General features: G+C 70.9%; 10 protein-coding genes. 7 read left to right on the top strand and 3 right to left on the bottom strand.

Features of this window, described 5'->3' with window-relative positions; genetic code table 11:
- The first annotated feature begins 74 nt into the window (after positions 1-74).
- On the top strand, positions 75-1,106 hold the full coding sequence (locus CP968_RS17020) for an alanine racemase (protein WP_150518836.1): 1,032 nt from the start codon (positions 75-77) through the stop codon (positions 1,104-1,106).
- 53 nt (positions 1,107-1,159) lie between these two features.
- Here CP968_RS17020 and CP968_RS17015 read toward each other — a convergent pair whose 3' ends face one another.
- Both CP968_RS17015 and CP968_RS17010 read right to left on the bottom strand, forming a co-directional pair.
- Complete coding sequence (locus CP968_RS17015) at positions 1,160-2,620, bottom strand: glycosyltransferase family 87 protein (RefSeq protein WP_150518835.1); 1,461 nt, start codon at positions 2,618-2,620, stop codon at positions 1,160-1,162.
- Positions 2,621-2,707: 87 nt separating this feature from the next.
- Complete coding sequence (locus tag CP968_RS17010; RefSeq protein ID WP_150518834.1) at positions 2,708-5,371, bottom strand: transglycosylase domain-containing protein; 2,664 nt, start codon at positions 5,369-5,371, stop codon at positions 2,708-2,710.
- Between the two features lie 273 nt (positions 5,372-5,644).
- On the opposite strand from CP968_RS17010, the gene CP968_RS17005 reads away from it, so the two are divergent.
- The 3 genes from CP968_RS17005 to CP968_RS16995 all read left to right on the top strand — a co-directional run bounded on the left by CP968_RS17005 (position 5,645) and on the right by CP968_RS16995 (position 8,783).
- Positions 5,645-6,247, top strand: a complete 603-nt coding sequence (locus CP968_RS17005; protein WP_136210355.1) for a PadR family transcriptional regulator — start codon at positions 5,645-5,647, stop codon at positions 6,245-6,247.
- A 49-nt stretch (positions 6,248-6,296) separates the two neighbouring features.
- The gene (locus tag CP968_RS17000) at positions 6,297-7,379 is read left to right on the top strand and encodes an inositol-3-phosphate synthase (RefSeq protein ID WP_150518833.1); all 1,083 of its coding nucleotides are present in this window, start codon (positions 6,297-6,299) and stop codon (positions 7,377-7,379) included.
- 135 nt (positions 7,380-7,514) lie between these two features.
- Positions 7,515-8,783: an MFS transporter gene (locus tag CP968_RS16995; RefSeq protein WP_150518832.1), complete on the top strand. Its 1,269-nt coding sequence runs from the start codon at positions 7,515-7,517 to the stop codon at positions 8,781-8,783.
- A gap of 159 nt (positions 8,784-8,942) precedes the next feature.
- Here CP968_RS16995 and CP968_RS16990 read toward each other — a convergent pair whose 3' ends face one another.
- Positions 8,943-10,385: a CCA tRNA nucleotidyltransferase gene (locus CP968_RS16990; protein WP_150518831.1), complete on the bottom strand. Its 1,443-nt coding sequence runs from the start codon at positions 10,383-10,385 to the stop codon at positions 8,943-8,945.
- 186 nt (positions 10,386-10,571) lie between these two features.
- Between CP968_RS16990 and CP968_RS16985 the strand changes: the two genes are divergently transcribed.
- From CP968_RS16985 to CP968_RS16975, 3 genes are all read left to right on the top strand, one after another.
- On the top strand, positions 10,572-12,836 hold the full coding sequence (locus tag CP968_RS16985; protein WP_189828906.1) for a DUF6049 family protein: 2,265 nt from the start codon (positions 10,572-10,574) through the stop codon (positions 12,834-12,836).
- 46 nt (positions 12,837-12,882) lie between these two features.
- Positions 12,883-15,057 carry a murein biosynthesis integral membrane protein MurJ gene (gene murJ, locus CP968_RS16980; RefSeq protein ID WP_150518830.1) on the top strand — a complete coding sequence of 725 codons (2,175 nt, stop codon included), beginning with the start codon at positions 12,883-12,885 and terminating at the stop codon, positions 15,055-15,057.
- A gap of 117 nt (positions 15,058-15,174) precedes the next feature.
- Positions 15,175-16,908 (top strand): protein kinase family protein, encoded by a 1,734-nt coding sequence (locus CP968_RS16975; RefSeq protein WP_150518829.1) that lies wholly within the window; start codon positions 15,175-15,177, stop codon positions 16,906-16,908.
- Positions 16,909-16,924 lie beyond the last annotated feature (16 nt).

Here is a 16,924-nt window from a genome sequence, read left to right as displayed (position 1 = left end):
ACCCCCATCCACCCACCCCACCACCCCACGCACCGCTGCACCACGCAGCTCCTCAAGAGAGGCTCCGGACGGGCATGGCGCTCACGCTCTACGTCGACACCGCGCGCTGGCGTGCGCACCAGAAGCAGATCCAGGACCAGTTCCCCGGGATGATCCCGGTCTGCAAGGGCAACGGCTACGGCTTCGGCCACGAGCGGCTGTGCGAGGAGGCGACCCGGATGGGCGCCGACGTACTGGCCGTCGGGACGACGTACGAGGCCGCCAGCATCAAGGACTGGTTCGGCGGCGACCTGCTCGTCCTCACCCCCTTCCGGCGGGGCGAGGACCCGGTGCCGCTCCCCGACCGGGTCATCCGCTCGGTGTCCTCGCTGGACGGGGTGCGCGGCCTCGTGGGCGCCCGGGTGGTCATCGAGTGCATGAGTTCGATGCGCCGGCACGGCATCTCCGAGCAGGACCTCGGCCAGCTGCACGCGGCGATCGAGGACGTCCGGCTGGAGGGCTTCGCCCTGCACCTGCCGCTGGACCGCCCCGACGGCTCGGACGCGGTCGAGGAGGTCATCGGCTGGATGGACCGGCTGCGCGCCGCCCGACTGCCCCTGCACACCATGTTCGTCAGCCACCTGCGGGCCGAGGACCTGGCCCGGCTCCAGCAGCAGTTCCCGCAGACCCGCTTCCGGGCCCGCATCGGCACGCGGCTGTGGCTGGGCGACCACGAGGCGACCGAGTACCGCGGCGCGGTCCTCGACGTCACGCGCGTCGCCAAGGGCGACCGGTTCGGCTACCGGCAGCAGAAGGCCGCCTCCGACGGCTGGCTGGTCGTGGTGGCCGGCGGCACCTCGCACGGGGTGGGCCTGGAGGCCCCCAAGGCCCTGCACGGCGTGATGCCGCGTGCCAAGGGCGTCGCCCGCGCGGGCCTGGCCACGGTCAACCGCAACCTCTCGCCGTTCGTGTGGGCGGGCAAGCAGCGCTGGTTCGCGGAGCCCCCGCACATGCAGGTGTCGATCCTGTTCGTGCCGGCGGACGCCACCGAGCCCAAGGTCGGCGACGAGCTGGTGGCGCACCTGCGCCACACCACGACGCAGTTCGACCGCGCGCTGGACACCTGAGCCTGGACACCTGAGCCCGCACCGTGCCGGGGCCCGGACAGGGCCCGGCGCGGTCAGTCCCCGGGGCCCGCGCCCCAGTCGACCCGCTGTCCCTCCGAGGGCGCCGCGTACCGCGGCGCCCTCGCCGCGTCCGAGAGGACGAACACGTCCTCGGCCCCGTCCAGGACCCCGCCGGAGGGATCGTCCGAGCCGTCCAGGCGTACGACGTCCCGCTCGGGCAGCAGGATGTCGCGCACGACGACCGCGCACAGGTAGAGCGTGGCCAGCAGGTGCGCCGCGATCGCCAGCTGGTAGCCCTCCACGGGCAGGCCCTGGTGCTTCTCGCCGCTGCTCGTGTAGGCGAGGTAGAACCAGATCCCGAAGAAGTAGACGACCTCGCCGGCCTGCCAGATCAGGAAGTCGCGCCAGCGCGGCCGGGCCAGCGCGGCGAGCGGGATCAGCCACAGCACGTACTGCGGCGAGTAGACCTTGTTGGTCAGGATGAACACGGCGACGACCAGGAACGCGAGCTGGGCGAAGCGCGGGCGGCGGGGCGCGGTCAGCGCCAGCAGCCCGATCGCCCCGCACAGCAGCAGCGTCAGCCCGGTCGCGTAGGTGTTCGCCCCGTCGAGGGGGTTGCCCGAGCGCTGGGAGATCAGCAGCCACACGGAGCCGAAGTCGATGGGCCGCTCCTGGCTGAAGGTGTAGAACTTCGTCCAGCCGTCCCAGGCGAAGAGCATGACGGGCAGGTTGACGAGGAGCCAGGCCCCTGCCGCACCGAGGGCGGCGTAGCCGAATTCACGCCATTTTCCGGCCCGCCAGCACAGCACGAACAGTGCCCCGAGCAAGAGCGCGGGGTAGAGCTTGGCGGCGGTGGCCAGACCGATGAAGACGCCGAAGAGCACCGCCCGGCCGCGGGACCACATGAGCATCCCGGCCGCGGTCAGGGCGATGGCCAGCAGGTCCCAGTTGATCGTCGCGGTGAGCGCGAAGGCCGGTGCGAGGGCGAACAGCAGGGCGTCCCAGGGCCGGCGCCGGTGGGTGCGGGCCACGCACACGGCGATGACGGCGGTGCAGGCCATCAGCATGCCCGCGTTGACCATCCAGTACATCTGCTCGCGGTGCTGCATGGTGCCGCTGCCCGGGGTCAGCCAGGAGGCGATCTCCATGAAGAGCCCGGTGAGCACGGGGTACTCCAGGTACTCCATGTCGCCGGGGAGCCGGTCGAAGTAGGGGGTCAGGTTGTCGGCGAACCCGCGGACCGCGTAGAGGTGCGGGATGTCGGAGTAGCAGGCGTGGGTGTACTGCGAGCCCGCCCCCCGGAACCACGCCCAGTCGTAGCAGGGCAGCTTCTGCACCATGCCCAGGGCGAACATGCCGATCGCGACGAGGACCACGACGCGGACCGGTCCCAGCCACTGGCCCCCGAGCCGGGCATGGCGGCCCAGCGGCCCGCCCAGGAACTCGCTGCCGGCAGCGGCGACCTCGTCCTGCTGGGTGGGCAGCACGGGGAGGTCCTCTTGCACCTTCGTCATGCGCTCATCCTGCCGTACGGGGCCGGACACGGGGGAAGGCCGCCGCAACGGGTGCGACGGCCTTCCCCACGCGGTGCCGCGGGTGGATCACTCCTCGGGGCGGCCCGGGGGCCATCCCGCGGTGGAGCCTCCGGGGCGGCCGGGTTTGCCGGTGGGCGTCGGTGACGTGCCCGAGCTGGTGCCGCCGTCGGCGCCGCCGATGAGCCCGCCGTTCCCGTTGCCCCCGTTGCCGTTGCCGCCGTTCCCGTTCCCGGCGTTGCCTCCGTTGCCGTTGCCGCCGTTGCCCGTGCCGCCGGCCGTGTTCGGGTCGCAGTACAGCTCCCACGGCTTGCAGGAGGGCTTGCCGCCGTTGGACGGGGTGGGGGTGGGGCTCGGGGTGGGGGAGGGCGTCGTCGGGGTGGGAGTCGGGCTCGGGGTGGGGGAGGGCGAAGGCGAGGGCGAGGGGGACGGAGCGCCCGCGGAGTCCGCGACGACGCCGATGTCCTCGGGCTCGGGGAACTTCTTCTCCGGCAGGCCCTTGAGCGCCTCGCGCATGTACTCGGTCCAGATCACGGCGGGGATGTCACCACCGTGGATGGAGTCCGTGCCGCCCACGCCGTTCATGGAGATCAGCTTCTTGTCCGCCGAGTTCGGGTCGGTGCGGAACAGGGCCACGGAGGTGGACAGCTCCGGGGTGTAGCCGACGAACCAGGCCGACTTGTTCTGGTCGGTGGTGCCGGTCTTGCCGGCGGCGGGCCGACCCAGCTTCTTGACCTTGGTGCCGGTGCCGTTCTGGACCACGTTCTCCAGGACCTTGGTGACGTTGTCGGCGACGGCGCTGTCCATGGCCCGCTGGTCCGCGGGCGCCTCGAAGCCGGTCAGCGGCTCCCCGTCCTTCACGACCTCGCTCACGGAGAACGGCTCGCGGTGCGTGCCGGAGGCGGCGAAGGTCGCGTAGGAGTCGGCCATGCGGATGGCGCTCGGGGTCGAGGTGCCGAGCGCGAAGGAGGCGTTGTCGGCCTTGTCCATCGAGTCTTCGAGGATGCCCGTCGACTTGGCCACCTCGCGCACCTTGGTGTGGCCGACGTCGAAGACCAGCTGGGCGAAGGGGACGTTGATGGACTTCTCCATCGCCTCGTTGAGCGTGACGAAGCCGAAGGCCGTCGGGCTCTCGTTCTTCTGCTTGAAGGGCCTGCCCGCGTTGTCGAGCAGCGGCTTGCCCTGGCGGTTCTTGATCACGGTCAGGTCGTCGGCCATGTACTTGCTGTCGACCGAGATGCCCTGGCCCTTGGAGTTCTGGGTGCCGTACTCCATCGCCGCCGCCAGGACGTACGGCTTCCAGGTCGAGCCGACCGGGACACCGATGGTGTTGGCGTTGTTGCTGAAGTACTTCTTGTCCCAGCCCGGACCGCCGTACAGGGCCACGATCGCGCCGGTCTTCACGTCGACGGACGCGGCGCCGAACTGGACGAAGGTGTCCAGTTCGGGGCGCTTCTTCTCGTCGAGGAAGTTGTCGCGGGTGTCCTCCACCGCTTTGACCAGCGCGTCCACCCTCGGCTTCTGGAAGGTGGTCCTGATCCGGTAGCCGCCCAGGGCCATCTGCTCGGCGCTGATGTTCTTGGTCTTCATCACGTACTGCTTGGCCGTCTCGACCAGGTACCCGATCTGACCGGACATGCCCCGGGCCTGTTCGGACTCGACGCGGGCGGGGAAGTCGGAGTCCTTGTACTTGGCCCGGTCCTCCTTCGTCATCCGGCCGACCTCGACCTCGCGGTCCAGGACCCAGGCCCAGCGCTTGCGGGCCCGCTGCTCGTTCAGCTCGGGGGTGGCCGCGGTGCCGATGCCGCCGTCCGGGTTGTACAGGTTCGGGCCCTTGAGCATGGAGGCCAGGAACGCGCATTCGGAGGGGTTGAGCTCCTTGGCGTCCTTGCCGAAGTAGGCGCGGGCCGCGGCCTGGATGCCGTAAGCGTCGCGGCCGTAGTACGCCGTGTTCAGGTAGCCCGCGAGGACCGTGTCCTTCTCCTCCGAGACACCGAGCTTGATCGAGATGAAGAGCTCGGTGACCTTCCGCTTGAGCGTCTGGTCGGAGTCGAGGTAGGTGTTCTTCACGTACTGCTGCGTGATCGTCGAGCCGCCCTGGGTGGAGCCGCCCTTGGCCATGTTCCACACGGCGCGGACGATGCCCATCGGGTCGACGCCCTTGTCCGTTTCGAAGGACTGGTTCTCCGCCGCGATCACGGCGTTCTGCATCGACAGGGGGATCTCGCCGATGGTGACGATCTGCCGGTTCATCGAACCGCCGGTCGCGACCATCTGGGTGTTGTCCGCCCAGAGGAAGACGTTGTTCTGCGCCTGGGCCGCCTTGTTGGGGTCGGGCTTGTTCACCATCGCGATGCCGATGCCGGCGCCGGCCACGATGATCGCGAAGAACCCCACACAGGTGCCGCTGACGAACTTCCAGGACGGCACGAAGCGCTTCCAGCCGTCCCGGTCGGACCGCGGGTAGTTGATGAGCCGCTTGTCCGGCCGGCCCGTGCCGCGGCCGGCCTTCCCGGCGCCCTTCCCACGCCCCGCGGCGCCTCTCTGGGCAGCCCTGCGGGCCTCCGCACGGCCGCCCGGGGCGGGCTGCTCTGCGTAGGGACCGCTGTGTGAGGCGGCGGGGACGTCACGTCTCGCCCCGGCGGCCCGTGCCGGCGGCTGCTGGGCGCCACGGCGGGCCGAGGCACGTCCACCACCCTGGGGCTGCGGCGGTTTGCGGCGGTGCTCGCTCATCGAACGACTACTCCTCGGGCAGGCGAGTGGCCTGGAAGCGGCGGGTGAATCCCGGTTCCCCCGGTGTCTTGGCGCACAGACTACGCACGCTCAAAAGCCGTTCAGTGCCGAAGTTCACCCCAAAACAGGCAACTTGCCTCCTGCGAATTGGTGATGTGACGCCGGTCACCACGTCGCCCCTTGTCGGAGGAGGCCACCCGTTCTATCGTCTGGATGTATCGAGTCGATACATCAGCTCGGCATAAAGACCCAGAGCCGGAGGAGGGACAGCGGATGAGCAGGCGCTCAGGCATCCTCGAATTCGCCGTCCTCGGCCTGCTTCGCGAATCCCCCATGCACGGCTACGAGCTGCGCAAGCGGCTCAACACCTCACTGGGGGTGTTCCGGGCGTTCAGCTACGGGACGCTCTATCCCTGCCTCAAGACGCTGGTCGCCAACGGCTGGTTGATCGAGGAGCCGGGCAACGCCCCGGAGGACGCTCTCGCCGCTTCGCTCGCGGGGCGCCGCGCCAAGATCGTCTACCGGCTGACGGCCGCGGGCAAGGAGCACTTCGAGGAGCTGCTCTCCCACACCGGCCCCGACACCTGGGAGGACGAGTCCTTCGCCGCCCGCTTCGCCTTCTTCGGCCAGACCGAACGAGAAGTGCGCATGCGGGTGCTGGAGGGCCGCCGCAGCCGGCTGGAGGAGCGCCTGGAGAAGATGCGCGCCTCACTCGCCCGCACACGGGAGCGCCTCGACGACTACACGCTCGAGCTGCAACGGCACGGCATGGAGTCCGTCGAACGCGAAGTGCGCTGGCTGAACGAGCTCATCGAGAGCGAGCGGGCGGGACGGGATCAGAGACGACCCGGTCCGTCCGACGAAACTGCAAAATGAGGCCTGCATCTCGCAGACCTCGTCCGAGAACAAACAGGGAGCAACCGGAATGGGTTCGGTTCGCGTAGCCATCGTCGGCGTAGGCAACTGCGCCGCCTCGCTGGTGCAGGGCGTCGAGTACTACAAGGACGCCGACCCGGCGGCCAAGGTCCCCGGTCTGATGCACGTCCAGTTCGGCGACTACCACGTGCGTGACATCGAGTTCGTCGCCGCGTTCGACGTCGACGCGAAGAAGGTCGGCCTCGACCTCTCGGACGCCATCGGCGCCAGCGAGAACAACACCATCAAGATCTGCGACGTCCCGAACACCGGTGTGACCGTGCAGCGCGGCCACACCCTGGACGGCCTGGGCAAGTACTACCGCATGACGATCGAGGAGTCCGCCGAGACTCCGGTCGACGTGGTCCAGATCCTCAAGGACCGTCAGGTCGACGTCCTGATCTGCTACCTGCCGGTCGGCTCCGAGGCTGCGGCGAAGTTCTACGCCCAGGCCGCCATCGACGCCAAGGTCGCCTTCGTCAACGCCCTCCCGGTCTTCATCGCCGGCACCAAGGAGTGGGCGGACAAGTTCACCGAGGCCGGTGTCCCGATCGTCGGCGACGACATCAAGTCGCAGGTCGGCGCCACCATCACGCACCGCGTGATGGCGAAGCTCTTCGAGGACCGCGGCGTCCGGCTCGAGCGCACCATGCAGCTCAACGTCGGCGGCAACATGGACTTCAAGAACATGCTTGAGCGCGACCGCCTCGAGTCGAAGAAGATCTCCAAGACGCAGGCCGTCACCTCGCAGATCCCCGACCGCGAGCTCGGCGAGAAGAACGTCCACATCGGACCGTCCGACTACGTCGCGTGGCTCGACGACCGCAAGTGGGCCTACGTCCGCCTCGAAGGCCGTGCGTTCGGCGACGTCCCGCTGAACCTGGAGTACAAGCTCGAGGTGTGGGACTCCCCGAACTCCGCCGGTGTCATCATCGACGCCCTGCGCGCCGCGAAGATCGCCAAGGACCGCGGCATCGGCGGCCCGATCCTGTCGGCGTCCAGCTACTTCATGAAGTCCCCGCCGGTGCAGTACTTCGACGACGAGGCCTACGCGAACGTCGAGAAGTTCATCAAGGGCGAGGTCGAGCGCTAGCCGGTCCCCGCTCGGCGCCGCAGCGCGCCGGTCGGGTCCAAGGGTCCCCGGGACACCTGGACTTCGGCTGTTCTTCCGCGGAGGGTCCCCGGGCCGCGTGCCCGGGGACCCTCCGCGTGTGTGACCCTTGCCCTCATGCCTGTCGTAGGTGATCTGCGCGTACTCCTGCGCCTGAGGGACTTCCGCAACCTGCTCGCCGTACGGCTGCTCTCACAGGCGGCCGACGGCGTCTACCAGGTCGCTCTCGCCACCTACGTGGTCTTCTCTCCGGAGAAACAGGCCTCGCCGGGTGCCATCGCCTCGGCGATGGCCGTCCTGCTGCTCCCCTACTCGGTCGTCGGCCCCTTCGCCGGAGTGCTCCTCGACCGCTGGCGCCGCCGCCAGGTCTTCCTCTACGGCAACCTGCTGCGGGCCGTCCTCGCCTGCGGCACCGCGCTGCTGATCGTGGCCCACGTGCCCGACTGGCTGTTCTACGCCTCGGCGCTCTCCGTGACGGCCGTCAACCGCTTCGTGCTGGCCGGGCTCGCCGCCTCGCTGCCGCACGTCGCCGGCGCCGGCCAGCTGGTCACCGCGAACGCCCTCTCCCCCACCGCCGGCACCCTCGCGGCCGTCGCGGGCGGGGGGCTGGCCTTCCTGGTCCGGGTGCTGGCCTCCGGGTCCAACGCCCTCGTCGTCCTGGTCGGCGCCGGCCTCTACCTGCTCGCGGGTCTGGCCTCCCTGCGGCTGGCCGTCGGACTCCTCGGACCCGACCATCCGCCCGGCCGGCGCCACCCGTCGGTCGCCGAGGGGCTCGCCCTCACCGTGCGGGGCATGGCCGAGGGGCTGCGGCACCTCGCCGCACGGCGCGACGCGGCCCGGGCGCTGACCGCCATGACCCTGATGCGCTTCTGCTACGGAGCCCTGTTCGTCACGCTGCTCATGCTGTGCCGCTACGCCTGGTCCGCCGACGAGGCCGACGGGCTGGCGCTGCTGGGCGTCGCGGTCGGCGTCTCCGGGGCGGGGTTCTTCGCCGCCGCCGTCATCACGCCCTGGGCGGTGCGCCGCCTGGGCACCCTCGGCTCGATCACCGTCTGCGCCGCCGGGGCCGCGGTCCTGGTTCCCGCGCTCGGCCTGTTCTTCGCTCCCGGGCCGATGCTGGTCGCCGCGTTCGTCCTGGGCCTCGCCACCCAGGGCGCCAAGATCGCCACCGACACGGTCGTGCAGTCCCGGGTGGACGACGAGTACCGGGGGCGGGTCTTCTCGGTCTACGACGTCCTGTTCAACGTGGCGTTCGTCGGGGCGGCGGCCGTGGCCTCGCTGATGCTCCCCGCCGACGGGCGGTCCCCGACCCTGATCCTCTGCGTGTCCGCCCTCTACGCGGCGACCGCGGTCCTGCTGGAGCGGCAGGGGCGACGTTTCACGTGAAACATCGACCCCGTCGCGCCTGATTCACGCGGTACCCGCCCGCGGTCCCCGCAGCACCCGCGGTCCGGACCTCGGGCGGCGTTCCGCACCCTCCTGGCCGGTGTTTCACGTGAAACACCGGCCGGGAACGCCGCGGTACGCCGCCCGAGGTCTGCCGGCTCAGCCCTGGGCTGCCCACCACTCCTTGAGCGCGGCGACGGCCGCGTCCCGCCCCATCGGCCCGTTCTCCAGCCGCAGCTCCAGCAGGAAGGCGTACGCCTTGCCGATGAGCGGCCCGGGGCCGACGTCCAGCACCCGCATGATCTCGTTGCCGTCCAGGTCGGGCCGGATCGCGTCCAGCTCCTCGCGCTCCTGGAGCTGCGCGATGCGCTCCTCCAGTCCGTCGTAGGTCCGGGAGAGGGCATTGGCCTTGCGCTTGTTGCGGGTGGTGCAGTCGGAGCGGGTGAGCTTGTGCAGCCGCTCCAGCAGCGGACCGGCATCGCGCACGTAACGGCGCACGGCGGAGTCGGTCCACTCCCCGTCCCCGTAGCCGTGGAAGCGCAGGTGCAGCTCCACGAGACGGGAGACGTCCTTGATCATGTCGTTGGAGTACTTCAGCGCGGTCAGCCGCTTCTTGGTCATCTTCGCGCCCACCACCTCGTGGTGGTGGAAGGAGACCCGGCCGTCGCTCTCGAACCGCCGGGTCCGGGGCTTGCCGATGTCGTGCAGCAGGGCGGCCAGCCGCAGCACCAGGTCGGGGCCGTCCTCCTCCAGCGCGATCGCCTGCTCCAGCACGATCAGCGAGTGGTCGTAGACGTCCTTGTGCCGGTGGTGCTCGTCGCTCTCCAGCCGCAGTGCGGGCAGCTCGGGCAGCACCCGGTCCGCCAGGCCGGTGTCCACGAGCAGGCCCAGGCCCTTGCGCGGGTGCGCGGAGAGGATCAGCTTGTTCAGCTCTCCCTGCACCCGCTCCGCGGAGACGATCTCGATCCGGTCGGACATCGCCTTCATCGCCGCCACGACCTCCGGGGCGACCTCGAAGTCGAGCTGTGCGGCGAACCGGGCGGCCCGCAGCATGCGCAGCGGGTCGTCGGAGAACGAGTCCTCGGGGGTGCCCGGGGTGCGCAGGAGGCCGGCGGCCAGGTCGTCGAGACCGCCGTGCGGGTCGATGAACTCCTGCTCCGGCAGGGCCAGGGCCATGGCGTTGACCGTGAAGTCGCGCCGGACCAGGTCCTCCTCGATGGAGTCGCCGTAGGAGACCTCGGGCTTGCGCGAGGTCCGGTCGTACGCCTCGGAGCGGTAGGTGGTCACCTCGATCTGGAAGCCGTCCTTCTGCGATCCGACGGTGCCGAAGGCGATGCCGACGTCCCAGACGGAGTCGGCCCACGGCCGGACGATCTTCAGGACGTCCTCGGGGCGGGCATCGGTGGTGAAGTCGAGGTCGTTGCCGAGACGCTCCAGCAGCGCGTCGCGGACGGACCCGCCGACCAGGGCGAGGCGGAAGCCCGCCTCCTGGAATCGGCGGCCGAGCTCGTCGGCGACAGGGGCGATCCGCAGCAGTTCGCTCACCGCGCGGCGCTGCACCTGACTCAGGGCACTGGGGGTGTCTTCGTTGGCGTTCGGCACAACAGAAAAGGGTACGTGCCCGGCCCGGCCCGGGCTTCCCCGTTTTGTGGCACCCCCGTTACACGCCCGGCCCGGGCCTGAGCCGATCATGTGGAGCAAGGGGCGGCACTCGCGCACAGCGGGTCTCGTTACCATGCCTAGACGCACAGACGACGACCACTGACACTTCGAGGAACGGGCTAACGCGTGGCCGAGGCGGCAGACATCCAGGGGGCGAGGCCCGCCCCCGTCCGGCGCCGATGGCTGCGACGCGCGGTGGTGCTGCTGGCGGGGACGCCCGTGGTCGCCGCGCTGATCTACTCCCCCGCCCCCGAGGCCGAGGCCGCTCCGGCCTCCTCGGTGGACGTCCAGGTGACCTCCATGGCGCCTGCGGCACCGGTCAAGGGGGACACCCTCACGATCTCCGGCACCGTCGTCAACAACGGATCCGAAGCGATCAACGACGCCCACGTGGGGCTGCGGGTCGGGCCCGTCCTGGCCGACCGCTCCTCCATCGACGAGGCCGCCGACCGCGGCGCCTTCCGGGCCGGCACCGATCCGGGCGAGATCGACCAGGCCTACGCCGTGAAGATCCCCTCGCTGCCCTCGAAGGTCGGCCACGAGTTCACCCTCACGGTGCCGGTGAACAAGCTGGAGCTGGACAAGGACGGCGTCTACCAGCTCGGCGTCTCGCTGTCCGGGGCGACCGACAGCCGGCCTTCCCAGCAGGTCCTCGGCATCGGGCGGACCTTCCTGCCCTGGCAGCCGGAGGCCGCCGCCAAGCGGTCCCAGCTGACCTACGCGTGGCCGCTGATCGCCCAGACCCGGGTGACCGCCGAGACCGGCTCGGACGAGGTGCAGACCCCCGTCTTCCTCGACGACTCGCTCGCCGAGGAGCTCCGGCCCGGCGGCCGCCTGGAGCAGATGGTCTCCCTCGGCAAGGACCTGCCGATCACCTGGGTCATCGACCCCGACCTGCTGACCACGGTCGACGCGATGACCAAGGGCTACCGGGTCCGCGGGCCCGACGGCAAGCTCGTACAGGGCCGCAACAAGGCCGTCGCGGAGCAGTGGCTGAGCTCGCTGGAAGCCGCCGTGCAGGGCAAGAAGGTCGTCGCCCTGCCCTTCGCCGACCCCGACCTGGCCTCCCTCGCCCACCAGGGCAAGGACGTGTCGGGCACCCTGGGCCAGCTTCGGCCGGCCACGGACAAGGCGCGGCAGGCCGTGGAGACGGTCCTGCACGTCCCCGCCTCCACCGACTTCTCCTGGCCCGTGAACGGCGCGATCGACCCCTCGATCGTCAACGTCGCCACCTCGGCCGGCGCCCGCAACGTCCTCGCCCGCAGCGACAGCCTCACGGAGACGGGCAGCCTCGGCTACACCCCCTCGGCCGCCCGCCCCATCGGCGCGGGCACCACCGCGGTCGTGGCGGACGCCGAGCTCTCCACCGCCTTCGAGGGCGACATGCTCAAGGCCGGGGACTCCACCCTCGCGGTGCAGCAGTTCCTGGCCCACACCCTCGCCCTGAACCTGCAGAAGACCGACGAGCAGCGCAGCTTCGTGGTCACCCCGCAGCGGATGCCTTCGGTCGGCCAGGTGAACACCATGGCCACCGCCCTGCGCGGACTCCAGGGCGGTCGCTGGACCCAGCCCGGAGACCTCGAATCCGCCGCCGCGGCCAAGCCCGACCCCGGAGCCGCCACCCTGGTGCCGGGCGCGGGCCAGTACCCGGAGGCCCTGCGCAAGCAGGAGCTGCCGGTGTCGGCCTTCGAGAAGATCCGCACCACCCAGAACACGCTCGACCACTTCAAGGTGATCCTCACCATGCCCGACCGCGTGGAGATCCCCTTCGGCAATTCCACCAACCGGGAGATGTCCACCTCCTGGCGCGGCCGGCCCGACCAGGCCAAGCTCTACCGGGACCAGGTGCAGGACTACCTGATCGGCCTCACCGAGAAGGTCAAGGTCATCCCCAAGTCCGACGCCACCCTGTCGGGACACAGCGCCACCATCCCGGTCAGCGTCCAGAACAGCCTGGTCCAGAACGTCCACGACCTGGTCCTGCGGGTGAAGTCCGCCAACCCCACCCGTCTGATGTTCAGCGGCAGCGGCGAGTCCGAGCAGGAGGTCACCGTCCAGGGCGGCCACAGCCAGACCGTCAAGTTCGACGCGAGCGCCACGGCGAGCGGTCCGGTGGAGGTCACCGCCCAGCTCTTCACCAAGGACGGCGTCCCCTACGGCAAGGCGCGCACGTTCACCGTCGAGGCCACCGAGATCACCTCCACCGTGATGCTCGTCATCGCCGGCGGCGTGCTCCTGCTGGTGCTGGCGGGCATCAAGATGTACGCCAGCCGCAAGCGCGTCGCGGCGCGCGCGGCCGCCGAGGAGAGCACGCAGCCGAGTGACGAGTCCCCGGACACCGGACCGCAAAGCGCGGACCGGTCCGGAACGGGTGAGACAGTGGACCGTTGAGCGATGCCGTGGCCGGTCGGCCTGGGGACGATGAGGTGGGGTTTCGATGAACGCGCCGTACGACGGTGACCGCGCGCAGGGCACTGGTGGGCCGGCGCCCGGCCAGGGCGCTGCTCCGGGCACCCCGGTGCCCGGGCAGGTTCCCGCGCCCGCGCCCGCGCCGGATCACGACCCGTATGTCCAGGATGCGTACGACTACGACCCGTACCGGTCACAGGACCTGTCCGCCCAGGACCCCGTCACCGAGGTCCTCTACGACAGGGCCTCGCACCCGCCTCCGCCGCCCGGCACCTTCCAGGAGCCGGGCCCGCTCTACGCTGCGCCGTCCGCGCCCTCCTACGCCCCCGATCCGCGCGTGTGGGCCCAGACCCCGCCGCCGGAGCCGGACGGCCCCTCGCGCCACCTGCCGTACGGCGACCACGCCACCACCACCCAGTTCGTCGGCGTCGACTCCCTGGTGACGAACGCCGTGGACCAGCAGCCCGCACCGGACGCCTTCGCGCACCTCTACCGGGACCAGGAGGCGGCGCCCCGCACCCCGGCCGAGGACGCGCCCGTGGCCGCCCCGGCCCCCGCCAAGCCCGCCGGGCGCGCCGCCGGCCTGCTGAAGTCCAGCGCGCTGATGGCCGCCGGCACGATCGTCTCCCGCATCACCGGCTTCCTGCGGACCCTGGTCATCGCCGGCGCCATCGGCGTCGGCACCTTCAACGACACGTACCAGATCGCCAACACGCTGCCCACGATGATCTACGTGCTGGTCGGCGGCGGCGCGCTCAACGCCGTCTTCATCCCGCAGCTGGTGCGGGCCATGAAGAACGACAGCGACGGCGGACAGGCGTACGCGAACCGGCTGCTGACCCTCGTCGTGGTGCTCCTCGCGGGCATCACCACCATCTGCGTGCTGGCCGCACCGGTGTTCATCACGATGATGTCGCCGAAGATCGCCTCCGACCCGCAGCAGATGGACGTCGCGGTCGCCTTCGCCCGCTACTGCCTGCCCACCATGTTCTTCATGGGCGTGCACGTGGTGCTCGGTCAGATCCTCAACGCCCGCGGCCGGTTCGGCGCCATGATGTGGACCCCCGTCCTCAACAACATCGTGGTCATCGCCACCTTCGGCGCCTTCATCTTCGCGTTCGGCGGCTTCACCACCTCCGGCGTCAACGCCTCCACCGTCACCCCCGAGGGCGTCCGCCTGCTGGGCCTGGGCACCCTGCTCGGGCTCACGGTCCAGGCCCTCGCGATGCTGCCGTACCTGCGCGACGCCGGGTTCACCCCCCGGCTGCGCTTCGACTGGAAGGGCCACGGCCTCGGGAAGGCCGCCCGGCTGGCCAAGTGGACGTTCTTCTTCGTCCTCGCCAACCAGATCGGCCTCGTCGTCGTCACCCAGCTCGCCACCTGGGCCGGGTCCGTCGCCGAGAAGCAGGGCCACCCCGGAACCGGCATCACCGCCTACAACTACGCACTGCTGCTGTGGCAGATGCCGCAGGCGATCATCACCGTCTCCGTCATGACCGCCGTCCTGCCGCGCATCTCCCGCTCGGCCCACGACGGGGACGCGGCCGCCGTGCGCGACGACATCTCCTACGGGCTGCGCACTTCGGCCGTGGCGATCGTCCCGTGCGCCTTCGCGTTCCTCGCCCTCGGCGTCCCCATGGCCACCCTGCTCTACGCGGGCTCCGGCGCCGGCGCCCAGAACATCGGGTACGTCCTGATGGCCTTCGGCCTCGGCCTGATCCCCTACTCCGTCCAGTACGTCGTCCTGCGCGGCTTCTACGCCTACGAGGACACCCGGACGCCCTTCTACAACACGGTCATCGTCGCCGCGGTCAACGCCGCCGGCTCCGCGGCCTCGTTCTTCCTGCTCCCCGCCCGGTGGGCCGTCGTCGGCATGGCCGCCGCCTACGGGCTGGGCTACGCGGTCGGCGTGGGCGTCGCCTGGCGCCGTCTGAAGACCCGGCTCGGCGGCGACCTCGACGGAGCGCACGTGATGCGCACCTACGCCCGCCTGACCGGCGCGTGCGTCCCCGCGGCCGCGGTGGCGGGTGCGTCGGCCTACGGCGTCACCCAGTGGCTCGGCGGCGGCGTCGGCGGCTCCGCGGCCGCCCTCGTGGCCGGCGCGATCGCCTTGGCGGCGGTGTTCCTCATCGCCGCCAAGCGGATGCGGATCGATGAACTCAACGCGATGGTGGGAATGGTGCGCGGACGTCTGGGGCGCTGATGCGCACAACCGTTGGACCCCATCGTGTGTCGTGCATAGCGTCGGACTGTGGGCACAATTGGCATGGCTTCGCAGACTGACCCGAAGCGCGCAACGGATGGGGAGGCGGGACCGACGGTGGCGGAACGCAGCACGGCCGCCGTCGACGTGGCCGACAACAGCGGCGACGAGCCGCTGGCCGCAGACGCGGTCAAGGCCACGGCCGACGGGGCGGACATCCAGGACGGACGAGCCGCGGACGGACCCATGCCAGAAAAGGACGGCGAACGGATCGGCGCGGCCCCCGCGGCCGCCCCCGAACTCCACAGCGGCCACAAGCTCGCCAGGCGCTACCGCCTGGAGGAGTGCGTCACCCGTGTGGACGGATTCAGCAGCTGGCGCGCGATGGACGAGAAGCTGCGCCGGGCCGTGGGCGTCCACCTGCTGCCCGCCGACCACCCGCGGGCCCGCTCCGTCCTGGCCGCGGCCCGCTCCTCGGCCCTCCTGGGCGATCCCCGGTTCGTCCAGGTGCTCGACGCCGTGGAGGAGAACGACCTCGTCTACGTCGTCCACGAATGGCTGCCCGACGCGACCGAGCTCACCGCGCTGCTCGCCGCCGGCCCGCTGGAGGCCCACGAGGCGTACCAGCTCGTCAGCCAGATCTCCCAGGCCATGGCCGCCGCACACCGCGAGGGCCTCGCCCACCTGCGGCTGACCCCCAGCGCGATACTGCGCACGTCGTCGGGCCAGTACCGCATCCGCGGCCTCGCCGTGAACGCGGCACTGCGCGGCATCACCAGCGAAACTCCCCAGCGGGCCGACACCGAGGCCGTCGGCGCCCTCCTGTACGCCGCCCTCACCCAGCGCTGGCCGTACGAGAACGACGCCTACGGCCTCACCGGGCTGCCCAAGGGGGTCGGCCTGATCGCCCCCGACCAGGTGCGCGCCGGGGTCCACCGCGGGCTGGGCGAGCTCGCCATGCGGGCCCTCGCCAACGACGGGGCCACCGCCTCCCGCCAGGAGCCGGCCTTCACCACCCCGGAGGAGCTGGCCAAGACCGTGGCCGCGATGCCCCGCATCCGGCCGCCGGAGCCCGCTTTCACGGCCCCGCCGGAGTACCAGCACACGACGTACCAGCAGGGCAGCTACGGCCGGCCCGCGCCGGCCGGCATGCCGACCACCCAGCCGGTGACCGTGGTACCGCCGCCGCCGCTGCAGAGCCGGACGGGCAAGGTCCTCAAGTGGGGCGTCGCCGCCCTTCTGATCGCCGCTCTGGGCCTGGGCAGCTGGCAGCTGGCCGACACCCTGCTGGGCCGGACCAACCAGGGCAGCAGCAGCGACACCGGTCAGACGCCGCAGCCGGGCGGGGACGACAACCCCAAGCCGCCCGAGGCCGGCAAGCCCCTGAAGCCGGCCCACGCCTCGGTCATCGCCATAGGCGGGGAAGACCAGGTGAAGCCCGAGGACGCCCCCCGTGCCATCGACGGCAGCGCGGGCTCGGGGTGGGTGACGCCGCAGTACTTCGGCCACTCCAACTTCGGCAACCTCCCCGGCCGCAAGGACGGCAGCGGCATCATCGTCGACCTCGGCAGCGAGCAGAACGTGACCGGCATCGACCTGAAGCTCTCCGCGGCAGGGCAGAAGCTCCAGGTCCTGGCCGCGCCCGCGGGCGCGTCCGGCCCCGACCTCCTCTCCGAGTTCTCGCAGCGGCTGACCAAGGCGGACACCGCGAAGAAGGACTTCAGCGCCACCCTCGACCAACCGGTCCGCACCCGGTACGTCCTGGTCCACATCATCGACCTGCCGTCCGACGGCGAGGGCGGGTACCGGGGCGGCATCAACGAGATCCAGATCCGCGGCCAGGGCTCCTGACCGGCGCGGACGGGCG

This window comes from Streptomyces subrutilus, from assembly GCF_008704535.1.
GTDB lineage: Bacteria > Actinomycetota > Actinomycetes > Streptomycetales > Streptomycetaceae > Streptomyces > Streptomyces subrutilus.
Note: the sequence above shows the minus strand (reverse complement) of the source record. Positions and strands in the feature narration are given on the sequence as shown.